Raw genomic sequence first — 19,777 nt, 5'->3', positions numbered from 1 at the left:
GGCGACCATGCCTCAGCATGACAGGCCTCAGAGTCGTGATGGGACTGACGGGTGGCGCGGCGCCTCACGGCCTGCGTTGAAGACTGATCCTGATGGCTGATTCTATTGGTCAGGGAGTTATCGCCTCGCGTGGCAGCTGTCAGACTGTGCATGAGTCCACGTCAGGCGTCAGGTGCGTCTGGGTGACCACGAGAGATCGCCATTCGACGTGAGGGGCGAGGAACTCGACTGCCGGGCCGTGCCCGAGTCCCCTCAAACCGCAAGCGAGTGAATGAGCGAGCGGGTAGCCCCCGATGAAGTATCAGTCGCGCGAGGAATGAAGATGAACAAGGGGATGCAACACTGGCTGGCGATGGTGGCCGTGGCGGTGATGCTGATGGCCGGGGCGGGGTGCGATGGCGTCAATGGCCCACGCCCTACCAGCGTGGCGACGCTGCTGGAACACTCCGAGGCCTGGCAGGGCGAGCAGGTAGCCGTGCAGGGCAGGGTGCGCAGCGAAGACGTGCCCAACCGCTACTGGCTGGAAGGCGAAGGACAGCAGCGCCTGGAACTGCTGCCACCGGAGCGCATCGGCGCCTATATCGGGCGCGAGGTCCAGGTGAGTGGCCGCTTTGAATTCGAGGTCGGCGGCCAGCGCCGCATACGCCTGTCCAAGGTCACGCCGCTCGACAAGCCGTCGCCTGAGGAGTGAGTGAGCACTTGCTGGGGTGGTGGGCTAGAGCGGACTGAAGCGGACTGGAGCGGGCCAGCCCGGGCTGAACAAGGTGCCTCGGCAAGCCGGAAATGACGGACTGGAAACGATAGTCCGAAAACGGCAGTCTGCAAACGGCAGTCTGCAAACGACGATGCCCCGTCGCGCACATGGCGCAGGCGGGGCATCGTCGTGTCAGGCAAGCAGTCCGATCAGGCTTTCTTGACGAAGATCGACTTGAGCTTCATCGGGCCGACGCCATCGATCTTGCAGTCGATATCGTGATCGCCATCCACCAGGCGGATGTTCTTGACCTTGGTGCCGACCTTGACGACGGAGGAAGTGCCCTTGATCTTCAGGTCCTTGATGACGGTGACGGTATCGCCATCGACCAGCTCGTTGCCGTTGGCATCGCGGAATACCGGGCCGGCTTCCTCGACGGCGGCTTCCTTGGACCACTCATGGGCACATTCAGGGCAGACGTACTGCATGCCGTCGTCGTAGGTGTATTCGGAATTGCAGGCCGGGCAGTTCGGGAGGGCGCTCATCACGGTGTCCTGGAAGCTGTCTCGTGCTTCACCCGATCAGAAGGCGGGCGAAGATTCAGGCAGAGACATGGTGTTGGAAGGCGCGCATCGGGCTCAAGCGGTGCGCGAACGGCGGCAAGCCTACACCGATTCCATGACAGCGACCATCCAGTGCGGCTCTTGGTCGCAATCGGTGCGCGCCATTGCGGCCTCGCTTGGCAGCGCCTCAATCCATTCGCCCTCAGCCACTGGCCATCAGTCACTGGCCATCAGCGCCTGGCCGACGCGTGAGCCATTCGGCCGCCCAAGCGTGCGGCTGATCCAGTCGCCTGTGCGGGCCAGTGCTGCCAGGTCCACCCCCGTCTCGATGCCCATGCCCTCAAGCAGATAGAGCACATCTTCACTGGCGACATTGCCTGAGGCGCCCTTGGCGTAGGGGCAGCCGCCCAGGCCCGCCACCGAACTGTCGATCACCGCGATGCCTTCCTCCAGCACGGCGTAGAGATTGGCGAGCGCCTGGCCGTAGGTGTCATGGAAGTGCGCGGCGAGCTGCGTGATCGGCACCTCGCGATTGACCCGCTCCAGCATGTGCTTGGCCTTGAGCGGCGTGCCGACGCCGATGGTGTCGCCAAGCGAGACCTCGTAGCAGCCCATGGCCTTGAGCTCGCGAGCGACGGCGGCCACCTCGGCGGGGGCTATTTCGCCTTCATAGGGGCAGCCGAGCACGCAGGACACATAGCCGCGCACACGCACACCGGTCTTGAGGGCGTGTTCCATCACCGGCGCAAAGCGCTCTAGCGACTCGGCGATCGAGCAGTTGATGTTGCGCTGCGAGAAGGACTCGCTGGCCGAGCCGAACACGGCCACCTCGCGCACACCACACTCAAGCGCCGCCTCAAGCCCCTTCATGTTGGGCGTGAGAACGGAGTAAGTGGTCGCTGACTTGGCAGTTGTTGACTTGGCGTGGCCGTCGCGCAGCGCCAGCATGATCTCGCGGTGATCAGCCATCTGCGGCACCCACCTGGGCGAGACGAAGCTGGCGGCCTCGACATGCGCAAGGCCGCTGTCGCTCAGACGCCGGATCAACTCAAGCTTGGTGGAAGTCGAGACGGGCACGGACTCGTTCTGCAGCCCGTCGCGCGCGCCGACTTCGACGATGCGTACCTTGCGGGGAAAGTGCATGCTGACTTACTCCTTGTCCGTCGCGGCTTGTTCGGCCGTGAACTCGAGCAGCACATCGCCCTGGACCACGCTGTCACCGGCCGAGAAGTGGAACTGGGCAACCTCGCCATCAGCGGGGGCATTGAGGGTGTGCTCCATCTTCATCGCCTCCATCACCATCAAGGGCGTGCCCTGCGGGACATGGCTGCCCGGTGCGACCAGCTGCGCGACCACGGTGCCATTCATCGGCGCATTCAGGGTCGCCTGGGTCTCGTGGCGCGCGTGGTCCACGGCGTCGGCGCGCCGCCACAGCAGGCGTGATTCCCCCTGTGGAGCGCTGCCGGACTGGCTTTGCTGCGCAGACGACAACATCAGCACTTCACCGCCGCGGGTCGGCGCGTGGCTTGCCTGGAAGCGACGGCGATGGCCATCCAGCGTCACGGCGATGGCATTGCCTTCAAGGCGAGTGAGCCGACCGAGATGGCGTGTGGTCAGTCTTTCATCTCCGTAGTGAGTGGTCACTTCCAGTTGCCAGTCGCCGCGCGAATCGCTCACCGATGACGTATTTGAGGTGTGCGTGTTCACCATGGAGGCATGCGTTACGGGGCGGCGTGCGAGGATATGCGCCACCTTGTCGCTGCGCTCATCGGCATCGGCGTCAGCGGGTAGACACAGCGCCAGGCGCACCTGGTGTGGCAGGCCATTGCGCCAGCCATCACGGCGTTCCCACGGGCTGGCGCAGGGTTGGCGTGAATGTGATGTGCGGATCGAATGTGATGCGTGATTGGCTTGCTCATCCAGGCGTGAGAGCGCCAGCAAGGCGCTGGCCGCCAGGCTTGCGTGGTCCAGCGTCGCGCTGGGGAACAGGCTGTCGTGATGGCGCTCGATGAAGCGGGTATCCAGCTCGGCGGCGCGGAAGTCAGGATGCCCCGCCAGGCGGGACAGGAAGGCGCGGTTGGTGGTGACGCCACGCACCTCCAGCGCTGCCAGCGCGCGCAGCAGTATCTCGAGCGCCTGTTCGCGAGTCGGTCCGTAGCTGATCAGCTTGGCCAGCATCGGGTCGTAATGCATCGAGACTTCATCGCCCTCGGCGACGCCGCTGTCCAGACGTACCTGCCGGGCGGTCAGTCCGCCCCCTGCCAGATCCAGCCGGAAGCGTTCCAGCACACCGGTGGCGGGCAGGAAGTCGTTGTCCGGGTCTTCGGCGTAGAGTCGCGCCTCGAAACTGTGACCGGTCAACGTCAGCTCATCCTGCTGACGCGGCAGGCGTTCACCCCGCGCGATGCGCAGTTGCCATTCGACGAGGTCTTCGCCGGTGATCATCTCGGTCACCGGGTGCTCGACCTGCAGGCGCGTGTTCATTTCCATGAAGTAGAAGGCACCGTGGCTTTCGCTGCCCGGTTGCGGGGCATCGAGCAGAAACTCGATGGTGCCGGCGCCGACATAGCCGATCTCGCGCGCTGCCCGCACGGCGGCCTCGCCCATCTCATGGCGCAGCGAGGGCGTCAGGCCCGGCGCGGGGGCCTCTTCCAGCACCTTCTGGTGGCGACGCTGGACACTGCAATCGCGCTCGAACAGATAGACACCGCTGCCGTAGTTGTCGCAGAACACCTGGACTTCGACATGGCGCGGCTGGGTCAGGTATTTCTCGATCAGCATGCGCTCATCGCCGAAGGCGGCGCGGGATTCACGACGACAGCTGGCCAGCGCCGCCGCGAATTCCTGCGCACTCTCGACCACGCGCATGCCCTTGCCGCCACCGCCGGCGCAGGCCTTGATCAGTACCGGATAGCCCATGCGGTCCGCTTCGGCCTGCAGCAGCTCATCCTGCTGGTCCTCACCGTGGTAGCCGGGCACCAGCGGCACATTGGCCGCCTGCATGCGCATCTTGGCGGCTGACTTGTCGCCCATGTCGGCGATCGCGCTCTGGGGCGGGCCGACGAAGATGATGCCGGCTTCGGCCAGCGCGCTGACGAAGGCGGCGTTCTCGGACAGGAAGCCATAGCCGGGGTGCACGGCATCGGCGCCGCTTTTACGCGCGGCAGCGATCACCTTGTCGATGTCCAGATAGCTTTCGCGGGCGCTGGCGGGCCCGAGACGCACTGCCTCGTCGGCCTCGCGCACATGCAGGGCATCGGCGTCGGCATCGGAGTAGACCGCCACTGTCTGGATACCCATCGCGCGAGCGGTGCGCATCACGCGCACGGCGATCTCACCCCGGTTGGCGACCAGCAGCTTGCGGATCTCGCCGCAACCGGCGGGGAGGGTCTGGTCTGTCTCGCGGTTGGCGTTCATGGCAAGCGTCCTGTGGCGAAGGTGGCAAGGGGAATTCAGGAAGAGAAAAGCTCTTATGAAAAAATCCGGCAGGCATGGCCGAGGTGGATGGCCGAGAGTGATGACCAGCGCCGAGAGAATCGACACGCCGTCAGCGGCTTCAGGCCTCTGGTGCTCATGAGGATTTCGACGTCTGGGGTGTCTGAGTCTCGGTCGGCACCCAGGGCGCCGGCGTGCCGGCGAAGAAGGCGGCCAGACCGGCCTGGCCCTGTTCGCTGACGCGCAGCTGGCTGATCACCTCGCAGCAGCGTTCACGGGTCGCGGCACTGTCAGGTGCCTGAGCCACCTCGCTGAGCAGCGCCTTGGTGGCGCGACTGGCGGCAGGTGAGGTGGCCAGCAGGGTCTGCACCATCTCCGCGACACGCGCCTCCAGCAGCTCATCGGGGCAGACCTCGTGGACCAGGCCGATGCGCTGCGCGGTGGCACTGTCGATCACCTCGGCACTGAGGGCATAACGGCGCATCTGGCGTGAGCCGATGGCGCGCTGCACGTACGGGCTGATGGCCGCCGGCGCCAGCCCGATGCGCACTTCGGAAAGACAGAAGCGCGCACGCTCTGCAGCAATCACGATGTCGCAGCAGGCAGCCAGACCGACGGCTCCGCCGAAGGTGGCGCCCTGGACACGACATACGCTGGGGCAGGGCAGCTCATCGAGCAGCTGCATCAGTCGCGCAAGCTCGCGTGAGTCGGCGAGGTTATCTTCCAGCGAATACTCGACCATGCGCTGCATCCACTTGAGGTCGGCGCCAGCCGAGAAGCTCTTGCCCTCGGAGGCCAGTACCACCACACGCACCTCGTCGCGGCTCGCCCTGGCGTGCAGGCTCTCCAGGTGCTGATTCAGCTCTGCGATCAGCAGATCATCGAAGGCGTTATGCACCTCGGGGCGCAGCAGAGTGAGGCGGGCGACGCCGTATTGATCTATCTCGAGTCGACTCGATTGGCGAGGCTCTGTCATCGTGCTTTCTTCCATTCTGTTAGCTTCAAGATGACTGATGGCATTCAGTGCGGGCTACAAGGATTGCCACGGTGTTTGCCTGCTTACATGCGAAGCACACCGAAGCGACTGTCCTCGATCTCGGCATTCATGGCCGCGGCCAGTGACAGCCCCAGGATGTCGCGGGTCTGCAGCGGGTCGATCACGCCGTCATCCCACAGGCGCGCACTGGCGTAGGTCGGATGGCCCTGACGCTCATACTGCTCGCGTACCGGCGCCTTGAAGGCCTCCTCTTCCTCGGCGGGCCACTCGCGCCCCTCGCGGGCATGCTGGTCGCGCTTGACCTGTGCCAGCACGTTGGCAGCCTGCTCGCCGCCCATCACCGAGATGCGTGAGTTGGGCCACATGAACAGCAGATTGGGGTCATAGGCGCGCCCGCACATGCCGTAGTTGCCCGCGCCGAAACTGCCGCCGATCAGTACCGTGAACTTGGGCACCCTGGCGCAGGCTACCGCTGCCACCAGCTTGGCGCCGTGCTTGGCGATGCCTTCGTGCTCGTAGCGCGAGCCGACCATGAAGCCGGTGATGTTCTGCAGAAAGATCAGCGGAATCCGGCGCTGGGTGCACAGCTCGATGAAGTGCGCGCCCTTGAGGGCGCTTTCCGAGAACAGCACGCCATTGTTGGCGAGAATGCCGACCGGATGGCCATGCAGATGCGCGAAGCCGGTGACCAGCGTCTCGCCGTACTCGCGCTTGAATTCGTCGAAGTCCGAGTCATCCACCAGGCGGCCGATCACTTCGCGCACGTCGTAGGGTTTCTTGAGATCGGTGCCGACGATGCCGTAGAGCTCCTGCGGGTCCAGGCGTGGCGGACGCGATTCACGCAGCGCGAGCTGGCCCTTGCGTTGCCAGTTGAGGCGCGACACGGCGCGGCGAGCCAGCTGCAGGGCATGGGCGTCATTGTCGGCCAGGTGGTCGGCCACGCCGCTGATCTTGCAGTGCACCTCGGCCCCGCCCAGCGCCTCGGCGCTGATGTCCTCACCGGTGGCGGCCTTCACCAGCGGTGGCCCCGCCAGGAAGATGGTGCCTTGCTCGCGCACGATGATGGATTCGTCCGCCATCGCCGGCACGTAGGCACCGCCTGCGGTACACGAGCCCATCACCACGGCGATCTGCGGGATGCCCTCGGCGGACAGCGTGGCCTGGTTGTAGAAGATGCGGCCGAAGTGATCGCGGTCCGGGAAGACCTCGTCCTGGTGGGGAAGATGCGCGCCGCCGGAATCGACCAGGTAGAGACAGGGCAGGCGATGCTTGCGGGCGATTTCCTGGGCGCGCAGATGCTTCTTGGCCGTCATCGGGAAGTAGGTGCCGCCCTTGACGGTGGCGTCGTTGGCGACGATGACGCACTCCACACCGCTGACGCGGCCGATGCCGGTAACCAGGCCCGCACCGGGGACGGGACTGTCGTAGACGTCGTGGGCCGCCAGCGCAGAGAGTTCGAGGAAGGGCGAGCCTTCATCGATCAGGTGGTCGATGCGTTCGCGCACGAACAGCTTGCCGCGCGACTCGTGACGCTCGCGCGCCTTGTCACCGCCACCGGCCGCGACGGTCTCCAGCAGCTGGTGCAGGCGATCGACCTCGGCCTGCATCGCCGCTTCATTGGCGCGGAACTGGTCACTGCGCGGATTGATCAGGGAGGTCAGTATGGCCATCGAGCAAGCTCCAGTGGCGTAGGAATACGAAAAGAGTAGGGGATGACGAGAGGTATCAGGCGCTCTCGTTGAACAGCTCACGCCCGATCAGCATACGGCGAATCTCGCTGGTGCCGGCGCCGATCTCGTAAAGCTTGGCGTCGCGCAGCAGGCGTCCGGTGGCGTACTCGTTGATGTAGCCATTGCCGCCGAGCAGCTGGATGGCATCCAACGCCATCTGGGTGGCCTTCTCGGCGCAGTAGAGAATCACGCCCGCGGCGTCCTTGCGTGAGGTCTGGCCACGATCACAGGCGTTGGCGACCGCATACAGATAGGCGCGACAGGCATTGAGGGTGGTGTACATGTCGGCGACCTTGCCTTGCACCAGCTGGAATTCACCGATGGCCTGGCCGAACTGACGACGCTCATGCAGGTAGGGCACCACGATGTCCATGCAGGCCTGCATGATGCCGATGGGGCCGGCGGCCAGTACGGTGCGCTCGAAATCGAGCCCGCGCATCAGCACCTTGACGCCGCGATTGACCTCACCCAGCACGTTCTCGACCGGCACCTGACAATCCTGGAAGACCAGTTCGCAGGTGTTGGAGCCGCGCATGCCGAGCTTGTCGAGCTTCTGGGCGGTGGAGAAACCGGGGAAGTCACGCTCGATGATGAAAGCGGTGATGCCCTTGGAACCGGCGTCCGGGTCGGTCTTCGCGTAGACCACCAGGGTGTGGGCATCCGGGCCGTTGGTGATCCACATCTTGTTGCCGTTGAGCACGTAGTGATCGCCTCGCAGCTCGGCCTTGAGCTGCATCGAGACCACGTCAGAGCCGGCGCCGGGTTCTGACATCGCCAGCGCGCCGACATGCTCGCCGCTCATCAGCTTCGGCAGGTAGCGTGCCTTCTGCTCGGCGGTGCCGTTGAGCTTGATCTGATTCACGCACAGGTTGGAATGCGCGCCGTAGGAGAGTGCCACCGAGGCGCTGGCACGCGAGATCTCCTCCATCGCGATGCAGTGCGCCAGGTAGCCCATGCCGCTGCCGCCGTCCTCGTCGGGCACGGTAATGCCGAGCAGGCCCATTTCGCCGAACTTCTGCCACAGGTCATCGGGGAAGGCATTGCTGGCATCGATCTCGGCGGCGCGCGGGGCGATCTCGTCGCGGGCAAAGGCGTTGACCTGCTCACGCAGCAGGGTGTGTGTCTCGTCGAGTCCGAAATCCAGCGGTGAATAGAGGCTGTGCATGATCTGGCATCCTGTAGATCGGTGAGGCGCGATGAGCAAGGCCCGCCACGGGCCGCCTTGGCGTGTGATGGGATTACTCTAGGTCAAAGTTGACGTTAACGTAAAGGTCATTATGCAGCGCTTTGACCAAGGTCGCAGGACCTGTGACAGAAGGCCTGGAGGGGGCTCGAGGGGGAGCGCCAGGTCGAGTAGCTCAGTTGAATGACGTCAGGGGAGAGAAAGTCAGTTCAGGAAACGAAATTGCTCCGGCATCGCCGGGGTGACTTGATAAGCTGAGACGCTGTAGTCACTGTTGATTGAGGAAGTCGTGAGAGCGTCAGTGGGGAGCATTCCCGTCACCTGCCTGGTGTCACCGGCACTCTTTGGTGTGCAAGTGCGCCGACTCGCCAGCGCTTTCCGCCATTTCAGACTCATGCTCACCTGCCTAGAAGGACCTACTCGATGAGTGATGACACCGCCCCGGCAGTCCGCTTCAGCGGCCTGCACAAGGGCTTTGCCGGTCAGCGCCTGTTTGAAGGCATTGATCTTGAACTGCCGCGTGATCGCATCACCGCCCTGGTCGGTGCCAGCGGCTGTGGCAAATCGACCCTGCTGCAGCTGGTCAACGGCCTGATCCGCCCGGATGAAGGCGAGGTGAAGGTATTCGGCGCCGCCGTCGATTACGCCAACCTGCCAGCCATGCGTCGCCGCATCGGCTATGCCGTTCAGCAGATCGGCCTCTTTCCCCATCTCAGCGTGCGCGACAACGTCGCCATTCTCGCTGACCGCGAAGGTTGGAGCGCCGAACGCGTAAAGGCACGCATCGCGCGCCTGTTCCAGATGATGGACCTCGACATGGCGCTGCTGGCCCGCTATCCCCACGAGATTTCCGGCGGTCAGGCTCAGCGCGTCGGGCTGTGTCGCGCCATGATGCTGGAGCCACCGTTGCTGCTGCTCGATGAGGCCTTCTCGGCCGTCGATCCGATCACGCGCATCGAGGTGCATGCCCAGTTCCAGCGCATGCAGCAGGAGGAGCCGCGCAGCGTGGTGATGGTCACCCACGACATGAACGAGGCGCTGAGCCTGGCTGATCACATGGTGGTGATGGCACCCGGCGTGGTGCTGCAGGCCGCCAGCCCCGACACCATCACCACGGCGCCAGCGGATGAGCGCGTGGCCCGACTGCTGGAGGCACGCGCATGAAGACGCTGATGACGACTCCCGTCCTGCAACGCTCGCGCCGCGGGCTGTCTGGCGCCTTGATGGTCGCCGGTCTGGCGCTTGCGAGCCTGGCCGCTCTGGCAAGCAGTCCGCTTGTGAGCGCGGAAGAGGAAGCCGCGGCATGGCCAGAGGACAAGCCGATCGTGGTCGGCTCCAAGGCTGACCGTGAAGGCCATCTGCTGGGCGAGATATTCGCACAGGTGCTGGAGGACGCCGGCTTCACGGTCGAGCGCCGTCTGGGACTGGGGCAGACCATCATCACCTATCAGGGGTTGGCGGAAGGCGAGCTGGATGTCTATCCCGAATACACCGGCACTCTGGCCCACGCCATTCTCAATCTGGATGATGTGCCCCCGCTCGAGACGCTCGATGAGCTGAGTCGCGAGCGGGGCCTGCGCGTGCTCGAGCCGCTGGGCTTCAACAACACCTACGCCGTCAGCATGCGCCGCGATCAGGCCGAGTCGCTGGGCATCAGTACCATCGGCGATATGGCCGATCACCCGGACCTGTCCGTCGCGATGTCGCATGAGTTCATCAAGCGGCCGGATGGCTGGCCGGGACTGGCGGCGGAATACGGGCTTTCCCAGGTGCCGCGTGGCATCGAGCACGGCATCGCCTATCAGGCGCTGCGCGAGAGCAAGATCGACGCCACCGATGCCTATTCCACCGAGGGCGACATCAAGCGCTTCGACTTCGTGCTGCTTGAGGACGACAAGGGCTACTTCCCTGAGTATCTGGCGGCGCCCTTCGTGAATGCCGCCTTGCCGGAGGATGCCGTCGCGGCGCTCAACCAGCTGGCGGGAAGCCTCGATGAAGACAGCATGCAGGCGCTCAATGCCCGCGTCTCTACTGATGAGCAGAGCTTCGCCCAGGTCGCCAGTCGCTTCATTCAGGAGCAGGGCATCACCACCGAGCAGCGGGAAGTCAGCGGCGCCAAATGGGACAAGCTGGGCACCAATCTGATCGAGCACCTGCAGTTGACGCTGTCCGCGCTGCTGCTGGCGTGTCTGGTCGGCCTGCCGCTGTCCTTGCTTGTCTATCGCAATCCGAAGGTCTCGCGGGTGGTGCTCTACGTCACCGGCCTGCTGCAGACCATCCCTTCCATCGCGCTGCTGGCACTGATGATTCCGCTGTTCGGCATCGGCGTGGTGCCGGCGGTGATCGCGCTGTTCGTCTACTCATTGCTGCCGATCATCCGCGCGGCGATCACCGCGCTGCTGACGGTGGACCCGCTGCTGGTCAAGGTGGCACGTGGCATGGGACTGACGCGTCGTGAGCAACTGCGTCATGTCATCCTGCCGTTGGCGACGCCCAACCTGCTCACCGGCATCAAGACAGCCGCCATCATCAACATCGGTACCGCGACGCTGGCAGCCTTCATTGGTGCCGGTGGTCTGGGCGAACCGATCGTCACCGGGCTCTCGCTCAATGACTATGATCTGGTGCTCTACGGGGCGATTCCTGCGGCATTGCTGGCCATCTGTGCCGAGCTGCTGTTCGAGCTGTTCGAGCGTCTGGTGATACCTGCCCACATGCGCGGGCTGAAGGCTCGCTGAGCCGGGAAAAAGCGGCGCGGTACATTACACGACAATCATGTCGCAACTCTTGTACAAGGCGTGCAGAAAAAAAGGAAAGGCTGCTGTGAAGGTTTAACGTTGGTCGTCGATCAGCGTAATGTGGAGGGGAAAGTATGGGCTTGCAGACAGGGCTTGCTGACAGGGTTTGCAAACAGAGCTTGCAGACAGCGCCGGGCAGTCCTGGACGGCTCGAACGTGCAGCAGCCTCTACCCCCTTTGAAGGAGAGATTCATGCGTATCAAAAATCTGTTTCCGATTGCACTGGTCGCGGCGACTCTGGCCCTGAGTGGTTGTGGTCTGTTCGATCATGGCCACGGCCATGGTGGGCATGGTGGCGGTGGCAAAGGTCACGCGATGATCGACACCCCGGCCAGCGCACCGGCAGATCATCTGTCCTGATCTAGCCTCGCCTGTCGGTTGACGAAAAAGCCGCCCCTTTCTGCCTCACGGCAAGGAAGGGGTGGCTTTCTTGTTTCGTGTCCATGTGCCTATCTGAGCTGAGCTGTATGGGGCTGGGCTGGGTGTGCGAGGACGGTGCTTTCCGTCGCGATGCTTTGAGTAGCGGTGCTCTGTGAGCGGCGAGCAGCAGGTGCCAGGCAGGCGGCATAAAAAAGGCCTCCCTATGGGAGGCCTGCAAGCACGTCACCGTATGTCTGCCGTGACGCTCGGTGCCCTTGGGACAAGGGTCGACCGATAGAGGTGCCGACAGCTGCGGTTCCCGAGTCCGGAAGCGCTACCAGCTGCCATCCATGGCATTGTGTCACCTGATCAGCCGTTCATGGCCTGGGGGAGATAGAGCACGATCTCCGGGAAGACGTGCATCAGCACGATGGAGAAGATCATCAGCAGGAAGAACGGCAGCGTCGCCTTGGTGATGGTGATGATGTCCTTGCCGGTCAGGCTCTGGATCACGAACAGGTTGAAGCCTACCGGCGGGGTGATCTGCGACATCTCGACCACGATGATCAGGTAGATACCGAACCAGATCAGGTCGAAACCGGCGGCTTCGATGACCGGCATGATGATGGAGGTCACCAGCAGGATCAGCGAGATGCCGTCGAGGAAGCAGCCCAGAACCAGCAGGAACAGTGTCAGCACCACCAGAAGCATGGTCGGGGACAGCCCCAGGGTGGCGATGCCTTCGGCCAGCTGCATCGGAATCTGGGTGAAGCTCATCGCGGAGGACAGGAAGGAGGCACCGGCGATGATGAAGGCGATCATGCACGAGGTGCGCAGCGCCGCGAACAGCGATGCCTTGAAGGTGGCGGCCGTCATGTGGCCGTTGAGGCGCGCGATGATCAGCGACAGTACCACGCCGACCGCGGCCGCTTCGGTGGGTGACGCCAGACCACCGTAGATGCTGCCGAGAATGCCGCCGATCAGGGCCAGCAGCGGAATCAGCTGGGCGCTGTTGCGCAGCTTGGCCATGAAGCCCATGTGCGGCTCGTCATGGCCGGCACGGCCCTGCGGCTCACCGACGACCTTTGACCAGATCGCCAGGTAGCCCATGAACAGGGCCAGCAGCAGCATGCCCGGCAGGACACCGGCGATGAACAGACGCGAGATGGACTGCTCGGTGACCACGCCATAGACGATCATCATGATCGACGGCGGAATCAGCAGACCGAGGGTCGAGGCGCTGGCGAGGGTACCGATGGCCAGGTTGCTGTCGTAGCCGCGGCGCTCAAGTTCCGGCAGCGTCATCTTGCCGACGGTGGCGCAGGTAGCGGCGGAGGAGCCGCACACGGCGGCGAACAGACCGCTGCCGATGATGTTGGAGTGCAGCAGACGGCCGGGCAGGCGATTGAGCCACGGCGCCAGGGCGCGGAACATGTTGTCGGCCAGTCCCGAGCGGAACAGGATCTCGCCCATCCACACGAACATCGGCAGGGCGGTCAGGTCCCAGCCGTAGCTGGCACCCCAGAAATCGGAGGCCAGTATCGGGCCGGTCTCGAAGGTGGAGAAGAAGGTCAGCACGATCCAGCCGGTGCCGATCAGCGAGAAGGCGACCCACACGCCGCTGCCGAGCAGCAAGGCGAGGGCCAGCAGAGTGACGAGGATGAGTGTCAGCATGTCATTCGGCTCCGTCTTCGGGCTCGGGCGCCACGTAGCTTGAGGGCGCGGTGAAGGCGGTGCGCAGCGTGGCGATCAGGGTCTCGAGAATCGCCAGGCACAGCAGGCCGGTACCGGCGACCAGCACGCTCTGCGGAATCCACAGCGGCAGCGCCAGCAGGCCGGAGGAGATGTCGTGGTACTCGAGGCTCTCGCCGACCAGCAGTACCAGTTCATGGGTGATCAAGACGCTCAGGCCGAGTACGATCAGCAGTGCGAGGCTTTCGATCCACACGCGCACGGCGGCCGGCAGGCGGTTGATGACCAGCGTCACGCGGATATGGGCGTGATGCGTGAAGGTGTAGGCGAGGCTCAGGAAGGTGGCGCCGACCAGCAGGAAGGCAGCCATTTCCGACACGCCGGAGATCTCGAAGCCGAGACGCTCGGCGCCGAACATCACCATGATGGCGTCGATCAGGCGCAGGAAGACTTGCAGGCTGACGAGGGTGCAGATCAGCAGCATGCAGGCCGCCGCACCCCACGCGCCGAGGCGATAGAGTCTGTCGAAGAAATAGGTCATGACGGGCGCTCACAGGGAAGGTGAGGGTGGCCACGCGATGCTGCGCACAGGCTTGTCCGTGGGTCACCTGCCGGCGGGCGGCAGGTGTCGGAGTCTCGAGTGGCGTACCGCGTGGCGGGATAGCAACGCTGCAGCTGGGGTCAGTCAGGACATCCGCAGCGCTCAGGCAATGCTCAGACGTTGCTCAGGCAGTGCACGGTCGATGCGCTTGGCCACATGTCCAGCATTCAGCGCCGAGCAGTCGGGCTTGGGAGCGGATCTCAGGCATCCAGATCTGCGCGGTAGCGCTCGAGCAGCTGCTGGCCTTCTTCACCGGCACGCGACTTCCAGTCCTGGAACAGCTTGTCACCGGCGGCCTTCAAGTCTTCCGCCAGCTTGGCGTCGGGCTCCGTGATGGTGAAGCCATTCTCGGTCAGTACCTTGGCGCTCTCGGCAGCATCAGCCTTGCTGGCTTCCCAGCCGCGGGTCTCGGCGGCCTTGGCGGCATCAAGCACGGCTTGCTGAGTGCTCTCGTCGAGGCGATCGAAGGCACGCTTGTTGACGAAGACGATGTTCTTCGGCAGCCACAGCTTGGCGTCGTTGTAGTGCCTGACGTAATCCCAGGCCGACATGGACTTGCCGGTGGAGCTGGAGGTGATCATCGCGTCGACACGACCGGTGCTGAAGGCGGTGGGGATGTCGGCTTCTTCGGTCTCGGTGGGCTTGCCGCCGACGTTCTCGACGAAGCGCTGGGTGTTGATGTTGGGCGCGCGGATACGCAGGCCCTTGAGCTGGGAGACGTCGGTCAGGTCGAAGTCGGTGTAGATGCCCTGGGCCGGCCAGGCGACCGCGTACAGCGGCATCAGGCCTTCCTTGGCGAACAGCTCGGTGATGTCCGGCTTGGAGGCCTGCCAGAGGGCGAAGGCTTCTTCGTAGCTGGAGGCGACGCCCGGCAGGGTGTCCAGCTCGTAGACCGGCGATTCGTTGGAGAGAATCGACAGGAAGATTTCACCGGCCTGGACGGTGCCACGACGCACGGAAGGCTTGATCTCGCCGTGGGAGATCAGGGAACCGCCGCTGTGCACGGTCACGGTCAGCTCGCCATCGGTGGCCTCGGTGACCTCCTCGGCGAACTGCTTGGTGTTCTTGGTGTGGAAGCTGGCATCGCCATACGGAGTGGCGAGGTTCCACTGTGCCGCGAGTGCCGAGCCACTGAAGGCCAGGGCACCCACTGTCGCCAGCCAGGCGAAGGACTTGACTGTCGGGGTCTTGCGAGTGAGGGAATCGTTGGGCTTACGCATGTCTTGTTCCTCATTATTATTGAATGTTGTCGGCAGACAATTTCATTCTTCAAGCGACGGGCCATCCCGTCCAATCGTTAATTCTGATTCGCAGTATCGATGAAATCTTTCATAGTGTCGTCGCATGAAAGCCTTTGGCGATATTGTTAGACCTTGGTCTGATGCTGGCCTGATGCGGAGCGGGGCGCGATCAACCCTGACTCAGCGCATGACAGGCGGTCTGATCAGGGAGTGGAATGCGCGTGTTGCTGCGAGTAGGTCTCGGCACATTGGCAGCCGAGGCGTGCCACGCTGGCACAGAAATCGGGGTAGTTGGCATTGCGCCAGATGGCTTCATAGACCATTGGCGGCAATGGGATCCTCAGTGGCAGGCGCACCAGTTCGCCGTGGCTGATGACATCCTCCACCGTAGCGACCGGCAGTACGCCGATGCCAAGCCCTTCGCTGCTCATGCGCAGGATGGTCATCAGGGTGCTGGTGCAGTGCACCTTGGGCTGGGTGATGCCCTGGTCCGACAGATAGCTGACCAGCTCGGTATAGGGGCGCGCCTGCTTGCTGAAGGAGATGAATGGCGTGGAAGCGAAGCGTTCGCCATCCTCGGCCAGCTGCTCGGCGAGGGCCGGTGAGGCGAACATGCCCATCTCGAAGGTGCACAGCGGGGTCTGGGTGGCGTAGGGCCCCATGGCGGCGCTGTCCATCGCGAACAGCATGTCGAGATCATTGTCGGCCAGACGCTGATGCAGAGAGGGCGAGATATCGACGGTCATTTCCAGCGTCAGCTTGGGATAGCGTTCGGCCAGCTGGCGCATGAAGGCGGGAAACCAGCTGTTGGCGATGGTCTCGATCACGCCCAGGCGCAGCGTGCCCGAGAAGGCGCCTTCTTCCTGAAACAGGCGCATGGCCTCGTCGCGGCCACTGAGCAGGCGCTCGGCGTGGGCGAAGAACTCACGCCCGCGCAGGGTGGGCTGGATGGGGCGGGTGGCGCGTTCCAGCAGGGATTCGCCGACGGTGGCTTCCAGGCGGTTGATGCGGTCCGAGATGGAGGGCTGGGTCAGGTGAAGCTTGGTCGCGCCCTTGCGGAACGAACCAAGCCGGACCACCCAGACGAAGGCCTCGAGTTCCTTGAAGTCGAACATGGCAGATGCCCCGTGATGAATCGTTGTGACCGTCCATCTTGCCGCATGCAGCGCGGGGCGTCAGCTTTCATCACGGGGTCCGGCCCGCGTCAGACCGGGCGTGGGCTCGGGCGCCTGCGCGGGTCGCTCAGGTCATTTGCGAAACAGCTGGCTCTCGCGGTCCTTGAAGGCCTTGAATTCCAGCGCATTGCCGGTGGGGTCGAGGAAGAACATCGTCGCCTGTTCGCCGGGTTCGCCCTTGAAGCGGATATGGGGCTCGATCTCGAAGGTGACGCCCTCGGCGATGAGGCGGTCCGCCAGTGCCTGCCAGGCGTCCATCTCCAGCACCACACCGAAGTGTGGCACCGGCACACCATGGCCATCGACCGGATTGCGGTGCTGAGCGACGGCGCTTGCCGGGTCGGCCAGCGCCGGATTCAGGTGACAGACGAACTGATGGCCATAGAGATCGAAATCGACCCAGCTGTCGGACGAGCGGCCCTCGGGGCAGCCCAGAAACTCGCCATAGAAGCGGCGTGCCTCGGCGATATCGCGGACCTGGATGGCGAGGTGGAACGGATCGCTGACGGCCATGGTGAAACTCCTGTTGTTGTAGGGGGATTCGGCTGAGCAAAGCGTGACTTCAGACAGGCGGTGGGCGGGAAGACAGGCCCTGCCGCCACCGCTCGGCTCGCCCAAGACAGAAGCATGACGCGCTCTGTCGGGCAAGCGATACACGGCCGGTGCTTTCATGGCACAAGATGATGAAAGATTTCACCGATATGACGAATCATAAAATACGATTGGATACCAAGGCGGCCCCTTACATAGAGTGGAGGCATAACAACACACAAGATCTGACCTGTGAGGTTTTGCTATGTCCCGCTCTGCCCCCTCCCTCCCCCTGCTCAACTGCGATATGGGCGAAAGCTTCGGCAACTGGAAGATCGGTCTGGATGAAGAGGTCATGCCCTTCGTCGACTGCGCCAACATCGCCTGTGGTTTCCACGCTTCCGACCCCACCATCATGCGCCGCACCGTGCGTCTGGCGGTCAAGCATGACGTGCGCATCGGCGCGCACCCGGCCTACCCGGATCTGCAAGGCTTCGGTCGTCGCTCGATGGCGTGTTCGCCTGCCGAAGTCGAGGACATGCTGCTCTATCAGATTGGCGCGCTGGATGGCATCTGTCGCGCCGAGGGCACTCGTGTCCAGTACGTGAAGCCGCATGGTGCGCTCTACAACGACATGGCCGCCGACCCGACGCTGCTGCGCGCCGTCATGCAGGCCGTGGTGCGCTATGACGCCAGCCTGCCGCTGATGGTGATGGCGACCGCCAACCCCGCGCCGATGCAGGCGCTGGGCGACGAGATGGGCATCACGCTGTGGTTCGAGGCTTTCGCCGACCGCGCCTACGATTCACGCGGCCACCTGGTATCGCGCCGTGAGCCGGGCGCCGTGCATCATGACAGCGAGGTGATCATCGCCCAGTCCGTGACGCTGGCACGTGGTGAAGCGCTGACCGACAGCAGCGGCGGTGACCTGGTGCTGTCCGCCGATACGCTGTGCGTGCACGGTGACAACGCCGAGTCCGTGGCCGCGGTGCGCGCCATCCGTGAAGCCTTCGATACGTTGGCGAGTGCCTGATGGCGGGGGCTGATAGCCACGGCCGTGGCACGTCACCGCAACTGCGCCTCGAGACCGTCGGCATGGACTCGCTGATCATCCGGCTGTTCGATCGCATCGAGGAATCCAACATGGCCTGGGTGCTGGCCGCCGACAGTGCGCTGCGTGAGGCCTTCGGCGCGGCGCTGGTCGATCTGGTGCCGTCCTACACCACGCTGCTGCTGCACTACGATGTGGCCGCGCTGGAAGAAGGCGAGGCGCGTGCCCGCATCCAGGCCGCGCTGGCGGATCTCGCGCCGGGCAGTGGCCAGCAGGGACAGCTGCATGAAGTGCCCGTCTGGTATGATGACAGTGTCGGGCCGGAGCTGGCGCCGATCGCCGCGCGGCTGGGCATCAGTGTCGAGGCGCTGATCGAGCGCCACGGGGCGCATGACTACTGCGTGTTCGCCCTCGGTTTCGCGCCCGGTTTCGCCTTCATGGGCGTGCTGGAAGAGGCGCTGACCACGCCGCGTCTCAAGACGCCGCGCCAGAAGATCGCCCCCGGCAGCGTCGGCATCGCCGACCGTCAGGCCGCGATCTACCCGTCTCGCTCTCCCGGTGGCTGGAACATCCTGGGCCGTACGCCCATCACCCTGTTCGGGCGCAATGAAGCCGGTGAACCGTCCAGTCGCTTCATGCCCGGTGATCGCGTGCGCTTTGTCTCCGTGAGCCGAGAGGAATTCGTTCGCCTGGGCGGCGATGTCACCCCGCTGGAGGAACGCGCATGAGCGACGTGAAGACGAAGACGACGCTGCGCGTCGAGCGCAGCGGTGCCCTGGCACTGGTGCAGGACGCTGGCCGTCTGGGCGTGCGTCATCTGGGTGTGACCCAGGGTGGCGCGGCGGACTGGGTGTCGCTGGGCTGGGCCAACTGGCTGCTGGGCAACGCCCATGATGCGCCGGGACTCGAGATCACCATGGGCGGCGGCTTGCTGCTCAAGGTCGAACAGGCCGGCACCCTGGCGCTGTGCGGCGCGGACCTGGCCGCGACCCTCGACGGCGAGGTGCTCGCGCCGGGTCAGGCCTTCGAGGTAGCCTGCGGACAGCAGCTAAAGTTCGAGCGTCCCGTCGCCGGGCTGCGCGCCTATCTGGCCTTCCCCGGTGGCCTGGATGTCGCCCCGGTGCTGGGCAGCGCCGCCAGCACGGTGCGCGACGGCCTCGGCGGGCTGGATGGCGAAGGGCGAGCCCTGGCCAGCGGTGATGTGCTGACGGCTGCCAGCAATGAGCTGTCGCTGCGCGAGCTGCCGGCGTCGGCACAGGCATGGCAGCAGTCGCTGCCCCCCGAGGAAGGCGAGGCGCTCGAATTGCCGCTGGTCGTGGGGGCGCAGATCGCCGAGTTCAGTGGCGACAGCCTCTATCGCGCCTTCAACAGCGAATGGGCAGTGGATGGGCGAGCCGATCGCATGGGCGTGCGCCTGACCGGCCCGCGTCTCGAGCGTGAAGGAGCGGGCATGGTGTCCGAGGGTATCCCGCTGGGCGCCGTGCAGGTGCCGGCCGATGGCCAGCCCATCATATTGCTCAATGATCGCCAGACCATCGGCGGCTACCCGCGCCTTGGCGCGCTGACGCCACTGGCCTGCGCACGGCTCGGACAATGTGTGCCGGGTACCCGGGTGCGACTGGCGGCCGCGACGCCGGGCCAGGCGCGTCGCGATCACCTCGAGGTGCTGGCCGGCTGGCAGTCTTGATGCGCCTCAGCGTATCTTTCAGCTCGACGCCTGCAGGCC

Annotated in this window: 18 protein-coding genes; 7 read left to right on the top strand and 11 right to left on the bottom strand. The window is 64.5% G+C overall.

Annotation, left to right across the window (positions count from 1 at the left end; genetic code table 11):
* Positions 1–322 precede the first annotated feature (322 nt).
* Positions 323–691, top strand: coding sequence for a hypothetical protein (locus QQF40_RS12075; protein WP_285461474.1), 369 nt, complete (start codon positions 323–325; stop codon positions 689–691).
* A gap of 212 nt (positions 692–903) precedes the next feature.
* Here the strand turns inward: QQF40_RS12075 and QQF40_RS12070 are convergent, their stop codons facing one another.
* From QQF40_RS12070 to QQF40_RS12045, 6 genes are all read right to left on the bottom strand, one after another.
* A complete protein-coding gene (locus QQF40_RS12070; RefSeq protein WP_175088585.1) occupies positions 904–1,239 on the bottom strand; it encodes a zinc ribbon domain-containing protein YjdM in 336 nt (111 codons plus the stop codon).
* A 234-nt stretch (positions 1,240–1,473) separates the two neighbouring features.
* Complete coding sequence (locus tag QQF40_RS12065) at positions 1,474–2,400, bottom strand: hydroxymethylglutaryl-CoA lyase (protein ID WP_285461473.1); 927 nt, start codon at positions 2,398–2,400, stop codon at positions 1,474–1,476.
* Between the two features lie 6 nt (positions 2,401–2,406).
* A complete protein-coding gene (locus tag QQF40_RS12060; protein ID WP_285461472.1) occupies positions 2,407–4,674 on the bottom strand; it encodes an acetyl/propionyl/methylcrotonyl-CoA carboxylase subunit alpha in 2,268 nt (755 codons plus the stop codon).
* A 154-nt stretch (positions 4,675–4,828) separates the two neighbouring features.
* On the bottom strand, positions 4,829–5,668 hold the full coding sequence (locus tag QQF40_RS12055) for an enoyl-CoA hydratase-related protein (protein WP_285461471.1): 840 nt from the start codon (positions 5,666–5,668) through the stop codon (positions 4,829–4,831).
* A gap of 83 nt (positions 5,669–5,751) precedes the next feature.
* Positions 5,752–7,359, bottom strand: a complete 1,608-nt coding sequence (locus QQF40_RS12050; protein ID WP_054555514.1) for a carboxyl transferase domain-containing protein — start codon at positions 7,357–7,359, stop codon at positions 5,752–5,754.
* A 55-nt stretch (positions 7,360–7,414) separates the two neighbouring features.
* Positions 7,415–8,584: an isovaleryl-CoA dehydrogenase gene (locus QQF40_RS12045; RefSeq protein WP_285461470.1), complete on the bottom strand. Its 1,170-nt coding sequence runs from the start codon at positions 8,582–8,584 to the stop codon at positions 7,415–7,417.
* 441 nt (positions 8,585–9,025) lie between these two features.
* On the opposite strand from QQF40_RS12045, the gene QQF40_RS12040 reads away from it, so the two are divergent.
* The 3 genes from QQF40_RS12040 (at position 9,026) to QQF40_RS12030 (ending at position 11,760) form a co-directional block, all read left to right on the top strand.
* Complete coding sequence (locus tag QQF40_RS12040; RefSeq protein WP_285461469.1) at positions 9,026–9,766, top strand: ATP-binding cassette domain-containing protein; 741 nt, start codon at positions 9,026–9,028, stop codon at positions 9,764–9,766.
* Between the two features lie 8 nt (positions 9,767–9,774).
* Positions 9,775–11,340: a glycine betaine ABC transporter substrate-binding protein gene (locus tag QQF40_RS12035; RefSeq protein WP_285461468.1), complete on the top strand. Its 1,566-nt coding sequence runs from the start codon at positions 9,775–9,777 to the stop codon at positions 11,338–11,340.
* 252 nt (positions 11,341–11,592) lie between these two features.
* Complete coding sequence (locus QQF40_RS12030) at positions 11,593–11,760, top strand: hypothetical protein (protein WP_175088592.1); 168 nt, start codon at positions 11,593–11,595, stop codon at positions 11,758–11,760.
* 369 nt (positions 11,761–12,129) lie between these two features.
* Here QQF40_RS12030 and QQF40_RS12025 read toward each other — a convergent pair whose 3' ends face one another.
* From QQF40_RS12025 to QQF40_RS12005, 5 genes are all read right to left on the bottom strand, one after another.
* Positions 12,130–13,434 (bottom strand): TRAP transporter large permease, encoded by a 1,305-nt coding sequence (locus tag QQF40_RS12025; RefSeq protein ID WP_175088593.1) that lies wholly within the window; start codon positions 13,432–13,434, stop codon positions 12,130–12,132.
* Between the two features lies 1 nt (position 13,435).
* Positions 13,436–13,993, bottom strand: a complete 558-nt coding sequence (locus QQF40_RS12020) for a TRAP transporter small permease (protein ID WP_285461467.1) — start codon at positions 13,991–13,993, stop codon at positions 13,436–13,438.
* Between the two features lie 260 nt (positions 13,994–14,253).
* Positions 14,254–15,273, bottom strand: coding sequence for a TRAP transporter substrate-binding protein (locus tag QQF40_RS12015; RefSeq protein ID WP_285461466.1), 1,020 nt, complete (start codon positions 15,271–15,273; stop codon positions 14,254–14,256).
* 224 nt (positions 15,274–15,497) lie between these two features.
* A complete protein-coding gene (locus QQF40_RS12010; RefSeq protein WP_285461465.1) occupies positions 15,498–16,409 on the bottom strand; it encodes a LysR family transcriptional regulator in 912 nt (303 codons plus the stop codon).
* Between the two features lie 132 nt (positions 16,410–16,541).
* Complete coding sequence (locus tag QQF40_RS12005) at positions 16,542–16,982, bottom strand: VOC family protein (RefSeq protein WP_054555510.1); 441 nt, start codon at positions 16,980–16,982, stop codon at positions 16,542–16,544.
* A 283-nt stretch (positions 16,983–17,265) separates the two neighbouring features.
* Between QQF40_RS12005 and QQF40_RS12000 the strand changes: the two genes are divergently transcribed.
* The 3 genes from QQF40_RS12000 to QQF40_RS11990 are packed head-to-tail and all read left to right on the top strand — an operon-like array spanning position 17,266 to position 19,738.
* On the top strand, positions 17,266–18,033 hold the full coding sequence (locus tag QQF40_RS12000) for a 5-oxoprolinase subunit PxpA (RefSeq protein WP_285461464.1): 768 nt from the start codon (positions 17,266–17,268) through the stop codon (positions 18,031–18,033).
* Positions 18,033–18,779 (top strand): 5-oxoprolinase subunit B family protein, encoded by a 747-nt coding sequence (locus tag QQF40_RS11995; RefSeq protein WP_054555508.1) that lies wholly within the window; start codon positions 18,033–18,035, stop codon positions 18,777–18,779. The genes QQF40_RS12000 and QQF40_RS11995 overlap by 1 nt, the downstream gene beginning before the upstream one ends.
* Positions 18,776–19,738 (top strand): 5-oxoprolinase subunit C family protein, encoded by a 963-nt coding sequence (locus QQF40_RS11990; RefSeq protein ID WP_285461463.1) that lies wholly within the window; start codon positions 18,776–18,778, stop codon positions 19,736–19,738. Before QQF40_RS11995 ends, QQF40_RS11990 begins: the two co-directional genes overlap by 4 nt.
* Positions 19,739–19,777: the final 39 nt, after the last annotated feature.

The sequence above is a fragment of the Cobetia sp. LC6 genome (assembly GCF_030264805.1).
In the GTDB taxonomy this organism is placed as follows: domain Bacteria; phylum Pseudomonadota; class Gammaproteobacteria; order Pseudomonadales; family Halomonadaceae; genus Cobetia.
This window is presented reverse-complemented; position numbering and strand designations above follow the sequence as displayed.

Bases quoted from the DNA above. Each gene is read 5' to 3' on its own strand.
- QQF40_RS12025 (WP_175088593.1), bottom strand. From the start codon at position 13,434: ATGCTGACACTCATCCTCGTCACTCTGCTGGCCCTCGCCTTGCTGCTC.
- QQF40_RS12070 (WP_175088585.1), bottom strand. From the start codon at position 1,239: ATGAGCGCCCTCCCGAACTGCCCGGCCTGCAATTCCGAATACACCTAC.
- QQF40_RS12065 (WP_285461473.1), bottom strand. From the start codon at position 2,400: ATGCACTTTCCCCGCAAGGTACGCATCGTCGAAGTCGGCGCGCGCGAC.
- QQF40_RS12055 (WP_285461471.1), bottom strand. From the start codon at position 5,668: ATGACAGAGCCTCGCCAATCGAGTCGACTCGAGATAGATCAATACGGC.
- QQF40_RS12020 (WP_285461467.1), bottom strand. From the start codon at position 13,993: ATGACCTATTTCTTCGACAGACTCTATCGCCTCGGCGCGTGGGGTGCG.
- QQF40_RS12075 (WP_285461474.1), top strand. From the start codon at position 323: ATGAACAAGGGGATGCAACACTGGCTGGCGATGGTGGCCGTGGCGGTG.
- QQF40_RS12045 (WP_285461470.1), bottom strand. From the start codon at position 8,584: ATGCACAGCCTCTATTCACCGCTGGATTTCGGACTCGACGAGACACAC.
- QQF40_RS12005 (WP_054555510.1), bottom strand. From the start codon at position 16,982: ATGGCCGTCAGCGATCCGTTCCACCTCGCCATCCAGGTCCGCGATATC.
- QQF40_RS12015 (WP_285461466.1), bottom strand. From the start codon at position 15,273: ATGCGTAAGCCCAACGATTCCCTCACTCGCAAGACCCCGACAGTCAAG.
- QQF40_RS12030 (WP_175088592.1), top strand. From the start codon at position 11,593: ATGCGTATCAAAAATCTGTTTCCGATTGCACTGGTCGCGGCGACTCTG.
- QQF40_RS11990 (WP_285461463.1), top strand. From the start codon at position 18,776: ATGAGCGACGTGAAGACGAAGACGACGCTGCGCGTCGAGCGCAGCGGT.
- QQF40_RS12000 (WP_285461464.1), top strand. From the start codon at position 17,266: ATGTCCCGCTCTGCCCCCTCCCTCCCCCTGCTCAACTGCGATATGGGC.
- QQF40_RS12035 (WP_285461468.1), top strand. From the start codon at position 9,775: ATGACGACTCCCGTCCTGCAACGCTCGCGCCGCGGGCTGTCTGGCGCC.
- QQF40_RS12010 (WP_285461465.1), bottom strand. From the start codon at position 16,409: ATGTTCGACTTCAAGGAACTCGAGGCCTTCGTCTGGGTGGTCCGGCTT.
- QQF40_RS12060 (WP_285461472.1), bottom strand. From the start codon at position 4,674: ATGAACGCCAACCGCGAGACAGACCAGACCCTCCCCGCCGGTTGCGGC.
- QQF40_RS11995 (WP_054555508.1), top strand. From the start codon at position 18,033: ATGGCGGGGGCTGATAGCCACGGCCGTGGCACGTCACCGCAACTGCGC.
- QQF40_RS12050 (WP_054555514.1), bottom strand. From the start codon at position 7,359: ATGGCCATACTGACCTCCCTGATCAATCCGCGCAGTGACCAGTTCCGC.
- QQF40_RS12040 (WP_285461469.1), top strand. From the start codon at position 9,026: ATGAGTGATGACACCGCCCCGGCAGTCCGCTTCAGCGGCCTGCACAAG.